Source organism: Pedobacter sp. KBW06 (genome assembly GCF_003852525.1).
Classification (GTDB): domain Bacteria; phylum Bacteroidota; class Bacteroidia; order Sphingobacteriales; family Sphingobacteriaceae; genus Pedobacter.
In genome coordinates this window covers 1,594,180-1,608,561 of the sequence record NZ_QAJL01000001.1, presented here as the reverse complement: position 1 = coordinate 1,608,561, position 14,382 = coordinate 1,594,180, and the positions used below count along the sequence as shown (strand labels likewise).

The following is a 14,382-nucleotide window of genomic DNA, read 5'->3' as shown; positions in this document are numbered from 1 at the left end:
TGAATTTTTGTCCTTCTTACATCCCGTCAGGCTGAAGAATATTAAAATGAAGCAAATGATACGCATTGACTTTTAGAGTTTAATTTTTAAATGGAAAAACTTCATTGTCCCAGGCAGATGTCTGCTGATTGCTGATCACCAGCATGTCGGCGGCTATGGCTAAATTGAACTTGTACTTGGTGTTCCCTTTTATGGGATAAAATGTACCAGACAAAGAGGTGGTCACTTTTCGGTTAGGGGACCTTACTTCTATCAAAACCGGAGGCAAATTATTAGCTGAACCTTTTTCTATTCCAATCCAATTGCCTGTGACAATAGATTTGTATTGGCCATTGCCCTCATCATACGGACGAAATGACGTCTTAAGGTCATTCACATAAACGGTGTCTGAATTTGTAAGCCCACTTATGCTGAATTCAAGTAATGCATTTGCGTGGGTCAGCTGTAGATTTGAAATTTCTGATGTTATTGATCCCTTATATTCCCCGATCAGTAAGTCGGCCTTCATTAAATCATCAACCGAGGACTGATCGAAAATATTTGGCGGGGTGAAATTTGGTCCGGACTCTTTAAAAGTCGGACCAAATTTGCTGCCATATTTGCTGGAAGAATAATATACAAAGAGCGTTGAAACGGGGGCATCCGTAATATTGCCCTGGTATTCGAAGTGGAATGAATCTTTGACCGGCATACCGACAAGATTATTGTTGTCTTTTATGGAAGCATTATATGCTTGTGATCCAATAAATAGCTGCCAGTCGGCTCTGTTTCTAAGGTCTATATTCTTTAGTGAAGCACTAACCTTTTGCAGACCAACCTTATGAATTTTGTCTGTAGGTTTTAAATCCCCTGGTTTTTTTTTGCTACATGCCGATAATGTCAGGATCACAGCTGTATACAATAAAATGGTGTTAAATGGCTTTTGCATAAAAAAAGAAATTAGATCATTAGTTATTTCGCTGCGACATAAGGTGCACACTTAAGGTCAAGACGATAGTGCTGTTTTTCATCTCCGCTTCCTGAACCGGTATCAAAAGATACCGACCAGTCATTGTTCACCAGGTACCAGCCTGTTGCTGATGAAGCGCCCCATCCTAAATTACAGTGCAGATAAAAATCATATTTGTTTACGATCTCATTTGAGCCATTGTTTCCGTTGACAGTGCCCTTTCTGCATACCGCATATCCATCAACGAGCCATGCATGACCGATTTTACCGGTACCTGTAACCGTAGATCTGCTGCCGGAGGCCAGGATGATCTTTTGATTATCTAATGATGCTTTACACGTTTGAACACTGAAATTCTGTAGGTTATTGATGTTTACAAACTGTCTCGAGTAATTAATCGCATTGGTCATGTTTGCACTAGTCAATGAAGAGCTGCCACTGCAGGCTGAAGTAGATTGCAGGCCATCAGCTACACTTCTCATCAGAGAGCCCATCAGGTCGTATCTGGCCCCGCCCCAGTCATCCACCGTCGGACTTTGTTTCAATAAAGCCCAGTCTACATTAAGTGTTGAATTGTCCGTGTATTTCGGAACTGACATGTTTGGCGTATGCAGTGCTAACATTTGTGCCACCGCTACTGTTACACATCCGGCTGGTGCATTTAGCGCTGAACCTTCGCATGTTATCGCCGGCATTTTATGGTTATAGGCGTTTGCGTAGAAATCCCAGCCCTGATCCCAAAGGGTTGTCGTAAATGGTCCGATTTTATTAATTACTGTGGTAGGGAAACTGCCAATTACCAGACTTTTTGTTCCAACCGATTGATTCGACTTAATTAAGTGCTTTACAGATTTAAAAAGATCTTTTTCTGGTAATGTTCCGATCTTATCCTTTATTTTTTCTACGGTTTTGTTTCTTAAGGAGTCTTTTAACTTATTATAGTAATTGATCCTGTTTACTACAATTCCAAGTGAATAAGCATACATCGGGTGATCTGTGATGATAAATTTGCTGTCGAGAGTACTGGGTACATAAGCGATTACTTCAGGGAAGCGTTCATCAGCACAGATGTACGCCTTCATTTTGGAAGATCCATTGGAAATGTCAACATCGTAAATAGGCAGGGAAATTTGATCTGTACCTTTCAGGCCTATCCGGTCATTGGTCAGTTCTCCGTTTTTACCTAAATACATCTTTTTGTTTATCGCATAAACAGCCCTGTCATTGTTGCTTTTAGTTCCGGGTCTTAATTCCAGTGGAAAATCCTTTGCTATTTCAATAATTTCCGATTCTTCAAGCTCTTTTGGATGCTCATAAGCGATACTGATAATCTCTTCCGGACTGAGTACGATTTGCTCTTTTTCATTCTGAGCAAGGTCTTTATGGTCTAAATCCAGTTTTTTGCTACATGAACCTGCTAAGGTTACCATAACCACAAGAAACAGGATTTTTAGTGTTCTTATACTTTTCATATGAATGAGGTTTTCCAGGGATTAAAGGGATGTTGTAATGGGATACATTTGGAAATTAGTGGTGAAATGGGCAAATGAGGTGTCAAAAGTGACAGATTTATCTGTTCCAACTAAATAGTAACCCAGATAGGATTTGCCCTGACCCATATTCGCATGGATGTAAAAGTTGAAACCTGGCAGGTAGGATTGTGTACCTGTGGTAATATAGGTCCCGTCTACAACCCACCAGTGTCCCTGGTTGCTGCTCGTCTGACCATACATGATTACCGGTTTAAGGTTCTCAATAGAAGTTTTTATGACCGGAACATTTAGGGCTTGCTGAGTCCCTGTTTGAATTCCACGAGCACTAAGAAAGTTTCTGATATTGTTGAAATTAACGCTTGATCCGGTACAGGTATAGCTCACAGAACAAGATTCTCCGATACCTTTCAAAAGCGTAGCAACCATATTCCTGCGTTCGATCGGATCCTGAACATAGCTGCCAAAATAATCGGAATCCTCATGGATTTCTTTGTTTACGGTCAGATATGACCAGTTCATAGCCTGACCGCCTATCGATCCTGATGGTTGATAAGCCGCAAGTACCTGAGCTGTTGCAACCACTGCTGAGCTGATTGCATACCTGTTGTCCCATAGCCAGTTGTTAGGACATGACTGTGCCATTAGTCTGTTATAGGGCATTCCGATACTCCATGCGGTAGGTAAATAAGGACCATAGCTGGCAACCGGAGCGCCTAGCGTTGAAGGATCCGTAATGATAGTAGATTTTGTCTCAGGCTGCTGGTGTATCGCAATCTTGTTTTTAATGTTATCAAAATTCAGCTCCTCTTTTTTAACAGACAATTGATTGGATATTTTTTCAAGTGTGATATCTCTCAGAGCTGTTCTGTTCTGCTCGATTTTTTTGATGTTATTTCTTAGCAATTCAATAGAAGCATCTATCAGCATTTTGTTGCCGATATTTTCCGCCTTATCGTCTGGATGTTCAGTGTAATAAGCGATGACAACGGGATATCGTTCATCTGCCGATACAATTGCCACATCGTTTAACTTGTCTTTTTCAATAGCAACTTTATAGACAGGGATGTTGTTTTCTGCAGACAGGATTTCTGTATCAGAAGTTGATTTCTCTAAAGTTACAGAATTTCTCTCCGATATGGTTATTTTGTACTTTGAGTCAGATTTGTGTATTTTTCGATTGGTTATGAATTTTTCTACGATGTTATGAGTTTCCTGATCACTTAATTTTTTCTGATGATCAAAAGCGATGCTCTGGTATTCCTCCGGACTTAAGTGGATGCTCTTGGTTTCTTCCTGTGTGGTTTTAATGGTGTTTTCTCCCTTTTTACAAGAGTAGAGGAAGAGAAAAATAAATGAGAGAACAATGATGTTTGTTTGTTTCATAATGGTTTGGTTGGTTAGTGGATGATTGATTGTTTGGTTGTTATGAAATTTACGTTAATCTATTAAGTAATTGATTTATATAAAATTACATTTTTTTTATTAATTCATGTGTATTGCAGAAAAAAAATGAATATTTACGATTTTGTGTGAAAAAAGGCCTATTGTGGTGGTTTTTTGGTTAATAAAATAAGGTTTTTGAATTTTATTTTATAAATAATCATCACATTTTGAGGTGTACAGGGGAAATATTCTCCGTATTTTCTTGTTAAGTATAGTTAGATAAATTAATTATTAATTGAGAAATCGCAATCCATTTTTGATGAAAAATGCAGGCATGAATTGAGCTTTTTTTGCTCATAGGTATTTTCGTCGCTTAGTTTTTTTGAACCAGCGAAGCATAACAAAGAAAGTGAAGGTTGTTAAGCTTCTGTCTCCAGGATAGTTTTCAATTGAGATGAAAATCCCATTCCCCACTGGTCAACAGCAGAAATTAAAGGCAAGAGCGATTTTCCTGATGTGGTCAGGTTATATTCCACGCGTAAGGGAACTTCAGTGTAGATTGTTTTTTCCAGCAGGCCATGTAATTCCAGTTCTTTGAGTTGCTTTTGTAATACTCTTTTCGTGATGCCGCTGATGAAATTGACCAGATCTTTAGGGCGTTTTATTCCTTTTGAAATCTCATCCAGAATACAAAACTTCCATTTAGAACCCACCACTTCCATGGCAACGCTGAGGCCACAATCATAATCAATTGGAATTTTTCGCTGATACATATGTTTAGTTTCTCTGTTTAGATGAACAAAAGTAAAGAAACGGATCTGTTAATGGATGGTGATAAAATTATCACCAAGGGATTAATTTGCCTCTTATTGTTCCCGAAGTTTAAGCGCTCCATCTTTGTGCCAGCAAATTTAAAGGAATTACCCATAAATATTATAAGATGAAAACGCTGGTAATTGTCATTCATTCTGATCTCGAAAATTCAGTGATCAATAAAAGGTGGATAGAAGAATTAAAGAAATACCCAGGTAAGTATGCCATACATGAATTGCATAGCTTATATCCGGACGAAAGAATTGATGTGGAGGCAGAGCAGCAATTGCTGGAGGTCTACGACAAGATTGTATTCCAGTTTCCATTTTACTGGTTTAATTGCCCGCCTTTTTTTAAAAAGTGGCTGGATGAAGTACTCAGTCATGGATGGGCATATGGGAAGGGGAGCGGTTATAAATTGAAGGGGAAGAAGATTGCATTAGCGATTGCAGCTGGCATTAATAAAGAAGATTATGATGCGTCAGGCCGGTATAAATATACATTGGAACAATTGACGGCTCCGTTTGAGATCACTTTTGATTATGTAAAAGCGGATTACAAGCCACTCTTCGCCTTTTATGGTGCAGAGCATAATGCCACGGCAGAGAGAATACAAAAAAGTGCCGGGGATTATGTCGCCTTCATAGATGAGTTGTGAAAATTAGCAAGCGTGAATAAAAAAAAATGGCCTGTATATAAAGCACAGGCCATTTTAAATCATTTCATCTGAGTGCGATTAAATGCTGTTCAATACCAGCAAATGGTTCAGCTCTTAAGGTTTAATAAGGTCAGGATCCGCAGTTATAGGTTCTAATACGGGGTCTGGCACAACTTCTGTCGGACAAGGGATGAAATCGCACCAGCTTGGTGGACTTGAAGGATAATAACATAGCGGGCATATTGGTCTGTAAAGCTTGCCACCTGTGATGTTTTTCATTTGATCCCTGCTTAGAGAAATGTTTGATTTTGTTGTCATATATAGTTTTTTTATTGGTTTGTAACAAGATACAGTAAGCAGGTGAAATAAAATAATCATTAGTATTTAAAATGTTTAATTGATAAATATTTTTTTTCTTAGATAAGATGTCCTTGATATTCATTTCTTAACCCAGATTAAGTTTTTAGGTGAAATCTCCAGGTATCTTTATATCGGCTCCCGAGGAGCTCAAAAAGTTTATGCTAAATGTGAATCAATAAAGAACTATGAAGAATTACAATCAACTTCCGCAATTATACCTGAGAATCGCTGTAGGTATTGGTTTTATCATTCCTGTATTTGACCGTATTGGCTGGCTGGGCCCCGCGGGAAGCCTAAATATTGGCTGGGGAAACTGGGATAACTTTGTGGCTTATACGAATACCTTGCTTCCCTTTCTGGGGCGACCGGCAGCTAATGTGATGGCGCTAATTGCGACATTGGCTGAGATCCTCTTTGGAATTATGCTCATCATTGGCTTGAAAATCCGTGTCGTTGCTTTTGGCAGTTTCTTACTTACCTTGAGCTTTGCATTGTGTATGGCGGTGTTTTTAGGGTTTAAGGCGCCCTTAAATTATTCTGTATTTGCAGTGAGTGCGGCTAGTCTTTTGCTAAGTACCATTCCAGGGTATAAATGGAGTCTGGATGAATATTTTTCTGTTAAATAAAAAAGGAGGAAATCTTAAAATTTCCTCCTTTTAATTACCGCCTGAATTGCTCAGGATGGCTTGATTATTTTTTTACAAACTCTGTGTTTGCATTTAATGTTACTTCATCGCTCAGCATGGCATTTGCATATTTAGTTCCGAATCCGAAATCAGCTCTTTTGATTGTTCCGGTAACTTTGAAACCAGCAGTTGCTTTTTTAGACATAGGGTTGGTGGTTACACCTCTTAATGTTGCGTCTAAAGTGATTGGTTTTGTTACACCGTGAAAGGTTAAGTTTCCGTTTACTTTGAATTTATTGGCAGAAACTTTCTTCACTGAGGTGCTTTTAAAAGACAATTTTGGGAATTTTGCCGCGTCAAAGAAATCTGCACCTTTCAAATGCTCATCTCTTTTATCGTTGTCTGTATTTACTGAATTTACATCTGCAGTTAATTCAACTACAGCATCAGAAAAGTCTGGTTTTGAGGCCGTGATGGTCGACTGGAAATCTTTGAAAGATCCTTCTACATCAGTGATCAGTAAATGGGTAACTACAAATCCTAATTTTGAATGTGCAGTGTCAGCTTCCCATGTAGCAGGGGCAACGGCTTTGAAAGCAAAAAGGGCAGTACTTAAAACTGCAGCCAATAAGAATAACTTTTTCATAATCTTTTATTTTTTGAGTTGGGGTATCGCCATCAGCTGTTCTTTTGAATTATCGAAACAGATTCAGGCCTTATTTAATATTTTGATGCAAATTGAACGAATTACCATTGTTAAATCATTGATCTATGATAAGAAATGAAAATAATCTACTTGATTACTGGATTTTTTATTATAGTTAAACGATAGATTGTATTGGTGGTAAATGAGTTTAAAAAAAGCTTAGGCTCAATAGTAAAGAGCGCTAAGGAAATTAATGTTAAATATTTTATATTTTAAATTAAATAATGTTCGTTGTTTTTTGTTAGATTAGGCTATAACTTCATCAGTATAAAGAATAACCATGGCAGCAAGGGAAAATGATACAGAAAGTCAAAAAACAAGAAGCTTGAAAATTCAACCTCAAATCCGGCAGAACCGTTTGAGTCAAAAAACGATTCCGGAGATTAAACTCAGTGGTAAATGGCTTAGTGATTTAGGTTTTATACCCGCACATTATGTGACAGTTACAGCCAAAGAGAAAATGTTGATCATCAGATTGGTAGAGTAACCGGAATATATTCCGGTTACTCATGTAATACCAGAATGGCCTTAACCGACTTGTTCATAACCTGGTTAACAGTGCTCCGGGTAAACAGGCGGTACAAAATATTGTGGTGATGTTTAACGAGGCATAGGATATCCGTATGGCTTTCTGTGATGAATTCCATAATTCCATGGCTTGCACTGCTATCGCTAATGTAATTGAAATGAATATCTGTGTTTTGATCAATCAATTTTCTGATTCTGCGTTCTCCTGTTTTGATATGCGCCTGATCGGATTTTTCGGCCACATAGACTACCTGTATTTTTTTGGAATTGAATCCTTTGATCATTTCATTGAGTGCATTTACATCTTTTGGAGATAATCTTGTTTCATAGTCTGTGGCCAGTGTAATCAACGGCTCAGTAGGAAATATGCTCTCAAGAGGAATAATCAGTGTCGGGACTTTTAACTTGGTGACGATCATGCTGGCATTGCTACCTACAATTCCGCTGATTCCTGTTGATCCGGTAATTCCCATGACCAATAATTCAACCGCATTATTCTTCACGTGTTTGCCAATTACTGTTTTTAAAAAACCGACATCACAAATGCTGCTTACATTTACCCCTGCATTGGCTTTATCCTTACTGAAAGTAGCGGCCCAGTCTTTTAAAGCATCCCTCTTATTCTGATAATAGTCTTCGATAAAAATGGCATTGTAAGTGCTGTTATTTATACCTTCGGTGGGGTGGATGGCATGTATGGCAACGATTTCCATCTGCAGGATTTTAGCCAGGGTCATGGCATAGGCCATCGCGTTGCTGGCGCTATTTGAAAAATCTGTGGCAACAAGTATTTGTTTCATTTTTTTCAGGTTAAGAGGTCATTAAATATAGCCCAACAGGACTAAATAAACAGGTGGAAAAACATAAATAACAAAAGAGATAAGGCAATGGATACAGGAAGGGTGAGCACCCAGGCGAGACCAATGTTTTTTAGCGTATTGCTATTCAGGTTGCCTTTGCCACCAGAGGCTACCATGGCACCTGCAATCCCACTGGACAATACATGTGTCGTGCTGACAGGGAGGCCTAATCCGGTGCTGAGCCCTATGGTGGAAGCAGCAACAATTTCGGAAGTAACACCTTGTGCGTAGTTTAAATGCTCGTTTCCGATTTTTTCTCCAATGGTTACGACGATTCTTTTCCAGCCAATCATGGTTCCAAGTCCCAGAGAGACGGATATAATGGCAATTACCCAGATGGGAGCGAAATCTGTCAGCTTGGTTAAACCGATCGAAGATTCAGATAAGGTATCTTTCGCTTCTTTAGAGAGCGCAATGGATTTGTCGGCATTGATGATCTTTAAAGAATGAACAACATTTTCTACTTCCTTTCTAAAACGATAGGTCTTTTCTTTATCCTGCTCATTTTTCAGGGCGAGGTGCAGTTTTGTATTTTCGATGTCTGTGATTAATTTATGAAAGGTTTCTGTCTGGGCTGCCGTTATTCCCGAGGCATTTTTCAGAACCTGTTCCGCCTGATTTAATTCAAGCAATACTTTGTCGTTTGAAATGGTATGGTTGACCGCGAATTTTGCAGGTACAAAAGCAATTAAAATCAACATAAATAAGCCAACTCCTTTCTGTCCGTCATTGCTTCCATGAAAAAAGCTAACCAGCGTACAGGTGATGATCAACAGTATTCTGATCAGTACCGGAGGCCGGTCATCTTCACCGGTAGGAATGTGAAACAATGCATTGTATTTGATTACATGTTTGAAGAAATACATGAGCAAAACGGCGAAACCAAAGCCAACAAGGGGAGAGAGAATCAATGACAGCCCTATTTCTTCTGCTTTGCCCCAGTTTACTCCTGCACCGCCATAATACCAGGTAAAAGCCAGCCCGGCACCAATCATTGCACCAATCATGGTATGTGAGCTGGAGCAGGGAATACCAAGGTACCAGGTGCCCAGGTTCCAGGCAATGGACGCGAGTAAAATAGAAAGCACCAGGCAGGCGCCAACAGCAATAGGGAGCGTCATCAGGCTATCCAGGGGGACGAGCTTTAAAATGCCCATTGCCACCGCAATACCTCCGCTGAAAACGCCCAGGAAATTCCAGAATCCAGACCATGGAATTGCAATGACCGGTTTTAATGCTTTGGTATAAATTACTGTTGCTACCGCATTGGCGGTATCGTGAAAGCCATTCACAAACTCAAAGCCGATAACAGCCAGTAAACAGACGATAAAAACCAGGAAGAGCGGAATGCTTAAATCAATAGCGCCTAAGAATGGAATGGTCATATTAAGAAGTACAGGCATAATGTTTACGATGATCATCTTGCAGATATGCGGTTAATTGAATTACATTCAAATAACCATATAAGTCGTTGGTTTAAAGATCTTTTGGTGTTAAGTAATTGTTATGATATCATTGTCTGTTCTATAGCCGGCGTAGTGATGCTGCTTAACCGGTAGGATTCTAAATTCATACAGTTCAGTCTGAAATACCTACACTTCATCAGTTATTTGTCTTTTTTAGCTCGGCAGATATCCAGATTTGTAACATGGTTAAACCCATTTATACAAAGGATTATGTTGACAGGTAATTTTGAAAATAAGACAAATGTGCGAATCATGGGGGATGCCCTGGATTTGGCAGAGCTGCAAAAAACAGTATACAAGGTAAGCTCACTGGTTGCGGGTTATAAGCTGGAGGACTCTGACCTCTTTCTGTTGCTTACTCATTTTTCTCAAAAAACGGAATCTGCATGGCTGGCTGGAAATCCGGAAAGAAATTCAGTTTATGGTAAGGCGGAAGTCAATTACTATAGTTTTGAAACCTCCCCAATGGAAGTCCTGGTACTGAGTAGCATATTAAGGGAGTTTTCTGCTTTCCTGATGGTAAATGAGCTGGATGAAGTTAATATTTATTTGCTGGAATATCTTGCTAAAAGGGCCTGCTCCAATAGGGATCAGCAGGAAGTATGGACGATCAGGGAACGCATTCATAAAAGCATGGAGTCCTCCGGAATTAAGCGTTTTATACAGGATTTCAGGTGCTATAGTAACCATACACAGGAGCAATCAGAGGCAATGTCGCTCCAAACCATGACCGGTTATTTGATTCCTGTAATCGCCGGATTGTTTGTCAGGATTTAAACTCATGATATGAATAATAACGCATATACACTAATTACAGGTGCCAGTTCCGGATTGGGAAGGGAGTTCTCTATCCAGTGTGCCTCGATGGGGATGAATGTCATGATGATTGGACTTCCCGGAAGTAATACTTTTTCGTTGGCAGCCCAATTAATAATAGAGTATGAGGTTGATGTTCAGGCCTTCGAATTTGACCTGACAGATAGCAGTTTGCTGGTCAAAACATTAAATGAGCTGATGAATGGCTTTGAAATCAATTTTTTGATTAATAATGCAGGAATTGGCGGAACGGTTTCGATTATGGAAAGTTCCATCGAATCTATTGATAAAATTATCCAGCTCAATATCCGGGGGACAGTGTTGGTGACCCAGACTTTATTACCCCATCTCCTAAAGCAGAAGGAAAGCCATATTTTGAACATCTCCAGTATGGCAGCCTTTACGCCAATCGCCTATAAAACAGTATATCCCGCTTCCAAAGCCTTCATTTCTTCCTTTTTTTTAGGGCTTAGAGAAGAGTTGCAAGGGACAGGCGTTTCGGTGAGTGTAGTTTATCCGGGGCCAATTATGACCAATTCAGGTGTTTCTGCCCGAATTGTGGAGCAGGGAATGAAAGGCAGGGTAGGGCTGCTGAGCACAAAGGAGATTGCAGGCATCGCGCTCAGGCAGGCCCTTGCAGGTAAGGGAGTCATCATTCCGGGCTTTTGGAACCGCATTAATCATCGTTTGATGAGTCTGCTTCCCACAGAAATAAAACTTAGAATCGTATCAGGTGCAGTGAAAAAAGAAATGGCAATTAGATAGATGCAGCAGAAAATAAAGAAAGTATTAATTACCGGGGCTAACGGTTTTTTAGGGTCTAATGTTGCAAGGGATTTGTATAGGCGGGGATATGAATTGAAATTGATGATCCGGCCTTCGGCAGATGTTTCGGTGATTGCGGATGTTCCTTCGGAGGTCTTTTACGGAGATATCAGTAATGAAGCTGATGTGATGAAGGCCGTAGAAGGCTGCAGTTTTGTGGTTCATACGGCATCGGTCACCGCGCAATGGGATGTTACCTTTAAAACATACGGACAGGTGAATGTAACCGGAACAAAAAATGTTGTTAATGCCTGTCTGGCGCATCAGGTGGAGCGCTTAATTCACATCAGTACCGCGAATACCATTGGTCCTGGAAATAAAAGTAAACCAGGTAATGAGCTCAATTCTTTTGCTTTACTCCATGTAAATTCCGGATACATTAACAGTAAATATATTGCGCAACAATATGTTCTGGAGCAGGTGGAACGGTCAAAATTACCTGCGATCGTCATTAATCCGACCTTTATGATCGGACCATACGACGCAAAACCCAGTTCTGGTAAACTGATCCTGCATGGCATGAATAAGCGGTTGGTTTTTTATCCGCCGGGTGGTAAGAACTTTGTATACATCGGTGATGTATGTGCAGGGATTGCCAGCGCATTGGAAATCGGAAAGATTGGGGATTGCTATTTGATGGCCGGAGAAAACCTTTCCTATAAGGAGTTTTTCCGGCTGTTGAATAAGGCCTCTGGTCAGGAGCCGATAATGGTTAAAATCCCCGGATTTGTTTTAAAAATTGGAGGAATAATAGGTACATTGTCTGGTATATTTAGTCCGGTATCCCGAAAATTGAACTATTCCGCTGCCTATATGCTGTGTATATATAATTACTATTCCGGAAAGAAGTCTGAAAGAGAGTTGCTCCTGAAATATACCCCTGTAGAAATTGCAATAGACAAGGCCTTAAAATGGTTCCGTGAAAATGATTATTGTTAAGCGATGATATGGATAAATTAATCATGTTCTGTTTTTAAAGATGAATACAGCAAAAGTGGAATCTGTTTTCCAAAGTAAATGGTTTGTTTATGGACTGAGAATCCTGATCCTATACCTGTTCAGTGTGGTCTTTAAGTCTTTTGACCTGACTTTTCCTCATAATTTCAGTACTTTTCTATTCAGGGGACAAGCATTTAGCCTGATGTATGTGCTCTTTGGATTGCTGGTTTGGGAAGGGGCAATCTTGCTTTCCCGATGGATGGAGCGCAATACCTCAAAAGAAAATGTTTCCAGACGTTTATTGCTGTTGTGCTTGTCACTGCTGGTTTACGGATTGATTGTTTCCTTTCTGTTTGGCCTATGTTATTCCGTTTTCGATATCGTCTTATTTCATCGGTACGATGCCTGGGAAAGTTTCAGCTCCCTCAGTTACGACCTTTATTTTGGGATCTTTATGTTCTATCTCTTATTGCTGGGATATAACGGAATCGCTTTCTATTATAAAAACTGGAAGGAATCACAGCTGAATACAGAAAGGTTGATGCGCGAGAATATTCAGGCCAAGTATGACGTATTAAAAAGCCAGATCGATCCTCATTTCTTTTTTAATTCCCTGAGTGTTCTTACCAATCTGGTTTATAAAAGCCCGGATCTCTCTGCAGAGTACATCACTCAGCTGGCCAAGAGTTACCGCTATATTCTGGATAAGAAATTTGAAAACCTTGTTTCAATCCAGACGGAACTGGAATTTCTGGAATCCTATTCTTTTCTCATTCGGATCAGGCATCAAAGCAGTATAGAATTTGATATTCAGATCAATGAAAATATAAAGTATATTGGTCTGATTCCTCCGGCAACCTTGCAAATGCTGGTGGAAAATGCCGTTAAGCACAATCGTTTTTCTGCCAATGATCCACTTCACATCCGCATCAGAGATGAGGGCAGCTTTTTAATCGTGACAAATGACCTCCGGAAAAGAGCGGTCGTTCAGAATTCGATAGGATTGGGCCTGGATAATATCGGGAAGAGGTATGAGTTAACCGGTGAAAAAAGAATAGAAGTCATAGAAACGAAAACCTTGTTTATTGTCAAAATCCCTATCATAACTACTCATGAAGATTATCATATTTGAGGATGAAAAACACAATGCGGAGAGGTTGATTCATTTGCTGCAGCAATGTGTTCCTGTTTTAGAGGTCATTGCTGTTATGGAATCGGTTGAAGAAGGTGTGAAGTGGTTTAATACCGCTGTTGGCCAGGCGGACCTGATCTTTATGGACATCCAGCTCTCCGATGGCAATTGTTTTGAAATGTTTGAGCAGGTGGACATCAGAATTCCGATCATATTTACCACTGCATATGACAGCTTTGCCCTTCAGGCGTTTAAGGTCTATAGCGTGGATTATCTGATGAAACCTATAGATTTGAAGGATCTGAAAAGGGCATTGGAGAAATATGAATATTTTAAGCTGCCACCCGAACCGGCTATCAACATCTCCAGAATTGCGGAAGAGTTTTTTAAAAGGGAGCATACCCGGTTTATGGGGAAGATTAACAACCAGCTGGTTTATGTGAAGGCTAAAGATATTGCTTATCTCCATTTTTCTGATGGACTGACCTGGGCGACTACGCTGAACAACCAAAAGACACCACTGGATTATTCATTGGACCAAATTGAAAAATTACTGGATAAAAACTTGTTTTTCCGAATCAACAGGCAATTAATCGTTCACATCGATGCGATTAAAAAGATTACGACTTATTACAATAGCCGGTTGGTGATTCAGTTGTTTCCTGCAATGGATTCAGAGGCTGTCATCAGCAGGGAAAGGGTCAGTAGTTTTAAGAGCTGGCTGGAAGGACAAGCGCCATCTTTCTGATGGCCATTCTATTGATTTCCTGATGTTTCTTCCTTTATACATGATAATTATTGATAAATTTGCACTCCATCATATTTTTG

The 14,382-nt window shown here is 39.7% G+C and carries 15 protein-coding genes; 8 read left to right on the top strand and 7 right to left on the bottom strand.

The genetic code is table 11. The features are described 5' to 3' along the window. Positions 1–79 precede the first annotated feature (79 nt). The 4 genes from DBR43_RS06385 to DBR43_RS06370 form a co-directional block, all read right to left on the bottom strand. A complete protein-coding gene (locus DBR43_RS06385; protein WP_124578981.1) occupies positions 80–928 on the bottom strand; it encodes a hypothetical protein in 849 nt (282 codons plus the stop codon). A 23-nt stretch (positions 929–951) separates the two neighbouring features. Beyond that, entirely contained in the window at positions 952–2,421 is a 1,470-nt protein-coding gene (locus tag DBR43_RS06380) for a C10 family peptidase (protein WP_124578979.1), read from the bottom strand. Between the two features lie 21 nt (positions 2,422–2,442). Beyond that, positions 2,443–3,825, bottom strand: coding sequence for a C10 family peptidase (locus tag DBR43_RS06375; protein ID WP_124578977.1), 1,383 nt, complete (start codon positions 3,823–3,825; stop codon positions 2,443–2,445). Between the two features lie 419 nt (positions 3,826–4,244). Then, positions 4,245–4,598, bottom strand: coding sequence for a winged helix-turn-helix transcriptional regulator (locus DBR43_RS06370; RefSeq protein ID WP_124578975.1), 354 nt, complete (start codon positions 4,596–4,598; stop codon positions 4,245–4,247). A 167-nt stretch (positions 4,599–4,765) separates the two neighbouring features. On the opposite strand from DBR43_RS06370, the gene DBR43_RS06365 reads away from it, so the two are divergent. After that, on the top strand, positions 4,766–5,296 hold the full coding sequence (locus DBR43_RS06365) for an NAD(P)H-dependent oxidoreductase (protein ID WP_124578973.1): 531 nt from the start codon (positions 4,766–4,768) through the stop codon (positions 5,294–5,296). 545 nt (positions 5,297–5,841) lie between these two features. Next, positions 5,842–6,282 carry a DoxX family protein gene (locus DBR43_RS06360; protein WP_124578971.1) on the top strand — a complete coding sequence of 147 codons (441 nt, stop codon included), beginning with the start codon at positions 5,842–5,844 and terminating at the stop codon, positions 6,280–6,282. Positions 6,283–6,346: 64 nt separating this feature from the next. Here DBR43_RS06360 and DBR43_RS06355 read toward each other — a convergent pair whose 3' ends face one another. After that, the gene (locus DBR43_RS06355; RefSeq protein ID WP_124578969.1) at positions 6,347–6,928 is read right to left on the bottom strand and encodes a YceI family protein; all 582 of its coding nucleotides are present in this window, start codon (positions 6,926–6,928) and stop codon (positions 6,347–6,349) included. Positions 6,929–7,313: 385 nt separating this feature from the next. Here DBR43_RS06355 and DBR43_RS06350 point away from each other — a divergent pair, with 385 nt between their 5' ends. Continuing rightward, complete coding sequence (locus tag DBR43_RS06350) at positions 7,314–7,475, top strand: SymE family type I addiction module toxin (protein ID WP_158622448.1); 162 nt, start codon at positions 7,314–7,316, stop codon at positions 7,473–7,475. Between the two features lie 16 nt (positions 7,476–7,491). Here DBR43_RS06350 and DBR43_RS06345 read toward each other — a convergent pair whose 3' ends face one another. Both DBR43_RS06345 and DBR43_RS06340 read right to left on the bottom strand, forming a co-directional pair. Beyond that, the gene (locus tag DBR43_RS06345) at positions 7,492–8,316 is read right to left on the bottom strand and encodes a universal stress protein (RefSeq protein ID WP_124578966.1); all 825 of its coding nucleotides are present in this window, start codon (positions 8,314–8,316) and stop codon (positions 7,492–7,494) included. 41 nt (positions 8,317–8,357) lie between these two features. Then, positions 8,358–9,797 (bottom strand): inorganic phosphate transporter, encoded by a 1,440-nt coding sequence (locus tag DBR43_RS06340; RefSeq protein WP_233602886.1) that lies wholly within the window; start codon positions 9,795–9,797, stop codon positions 8,358–8,360. Between the two features lie 255 nt (positions 9,798–10,052). Here DBR43_RS06340 and DBR43_RS06335 point away from each other — a divergent pair, with 255 nt between their 5' ends. Genes DBR43_RS06335 through DBR43_RS06315 form a run of 5 tightly spaced genes read left to right on the top strand, consistent with a single transcriptional unit; the run spans position 10,053 to position 14,302 of the window. Next, positions 10,053–10,619: a hypothetical protein gene (locus tag DBR43_RS06335; RefSeq protein ID WP_124578962.1), complete on the top strand. Its 567-nt coding sequence runs from the start codon at positions 10,053–10,055 to the stop codon at positions 10,617–10,619. A 9-nt stretch (positions 10,620–10,628) separates the two neighbouring features. Further along, positions 10,629–11,423, top strand: a complete 795-nt coding sequence (locus DBR43_RS06330; protein ID WP_124578960.1) for an SDR family NAD(P)-dependent oxidoreductase — start codon at positions 10,629–10,631, stop codon at positions 11,421–11,423. Further along, positions 11,424–12,422, top strand: a complete 999-nt coding sequence (locus DBR43_RS06325; protein ID WP_124578958.1) for an NAD-dependent epimerase/dehydratase family protein — start codon at positions 11,424–11,426, stop codon at positions 12,420–12,422. A gap of 40 nt (positions 12,423–12,462) precedes the next feature. After that, positions 12,463–13,554: a sensor histidine kinase gene (locus tag DBR43_RS06320; RefSeq protein WP_124578956.1), complete on the top strand. Its 1,092-nt coding sequence runs from the start codon at positions 12,463–12,465 to the stop codon at positions 13,552–13,554. Continuing rightward, positions 13,535–14,302, top strand: coding sequence for a LytR/AlgR family response regulator transcription factor (locus tag DBR43_RS06315; RefSeq protein WP_124578954.1), 768 nt, complete (start codon positions 13,535–13,537; stop codon positions 14,300–14,302). The genes DBR43_RS06320 and DBR43_RS06315 overlap by 20 nt, the downstream gene beginning before the upstream one ends. Positions 14,303–14,382: the final 80 nt, after the last annotated feature.

Coding starts and splice junctions, on each gene's coding strand:
- DBR43_RS06345 (WP_124578966.1), bottom strand. CDS start 8,316: ATGAAACAAATACTTGTTGCCACAGATTTTTCAAATAGCGCCAGCAAC.
- DBR43_RS06380 (WP_124578979.1), bottom strand. CDS start 2,421: ATGAAAAGTATAAGAACACTAAAAATCCTGTTTCTTGTGGTTATGGTA.
- DBR43_RS06325 (WP_124578958.1), top strand. CDS start 11,424: ATGCAGCAGAAAATAAAGAAAGTATTAATTACCGGGGCTAACGGTTTT.
- DBR43_RS06370 (WP_124578975.1), bottom strand. CDS start 4,598: ATGTATCAGCGAAAAATTCCAATTGATTATGATTGTGGCCTCAGCGTT.
- DBR43_RS06330 (WP_124578960.1), top strand. CDS start 10,629: ATGAATAATAACGCATATACACTAATTACAGGTGCCAGTTCCGGATTG.
- DBR43_RS06365 (WP_124578973.1), top strand. CDS start 4,766: ATGAAAACGCTGGTAATTGTCATTCATTCTGATCTCGAAAATTCAGTG.
- DBR43_RS06355 (WP_124578969.1), bottom strand. CDS start 6,928: ATGAAAAAGTTATTCTTATTGGCTGCAGTTTTAAGTACTGCCCTTTTT.
- DBR43_RS06340 (WP_233602886.1), bottom strand. CDS start 9,797: ATGATCATCGTAAACATTATGCCTGTACTTCTTAATATGACCATTCCA.
- DBR43_RS06320 (WP_124578956.1), top strand. CDS start 12,463: ATGAATACAGCAAAAGTGGAATCTGTTTTCCAAAGTAAATGGTTTGTT.
- DBR43_RS06335 (WP_124578962.1), top strand. CDS start 10,053: ATGTTGACAGGTAATTTTGAAAATAAGACAAATGTGCGAATCATGGGG.
- DBR43_RS06360 (WP_124578971.1), top strand. CDS start 5,842: ATGAAGAATTACAATCAACTTCCGCAATTATACCTGAGAATCGCTGTA.
- DBR43_RS06385 (WP_124578981.1), bottom strand. CDS start 928: ATGCAAAAGCCATTTAACACCATTTTATTGTATACAGCTGTGATCCTG.
- DBR43_RS06375 (WP_124578977.1), bottom strand. CDS start 3,825: ATGAAACAAACAAACATCATTGTTCTCTCATTTATTTTTCTCTTCCTC.
- DBR43_RS06315 (WP_124578954.1), top strand. CDS start 13,535: ATGAAGATTATCATATTTGAGGATGAAAAACACAATGCGGAGAGGTTG.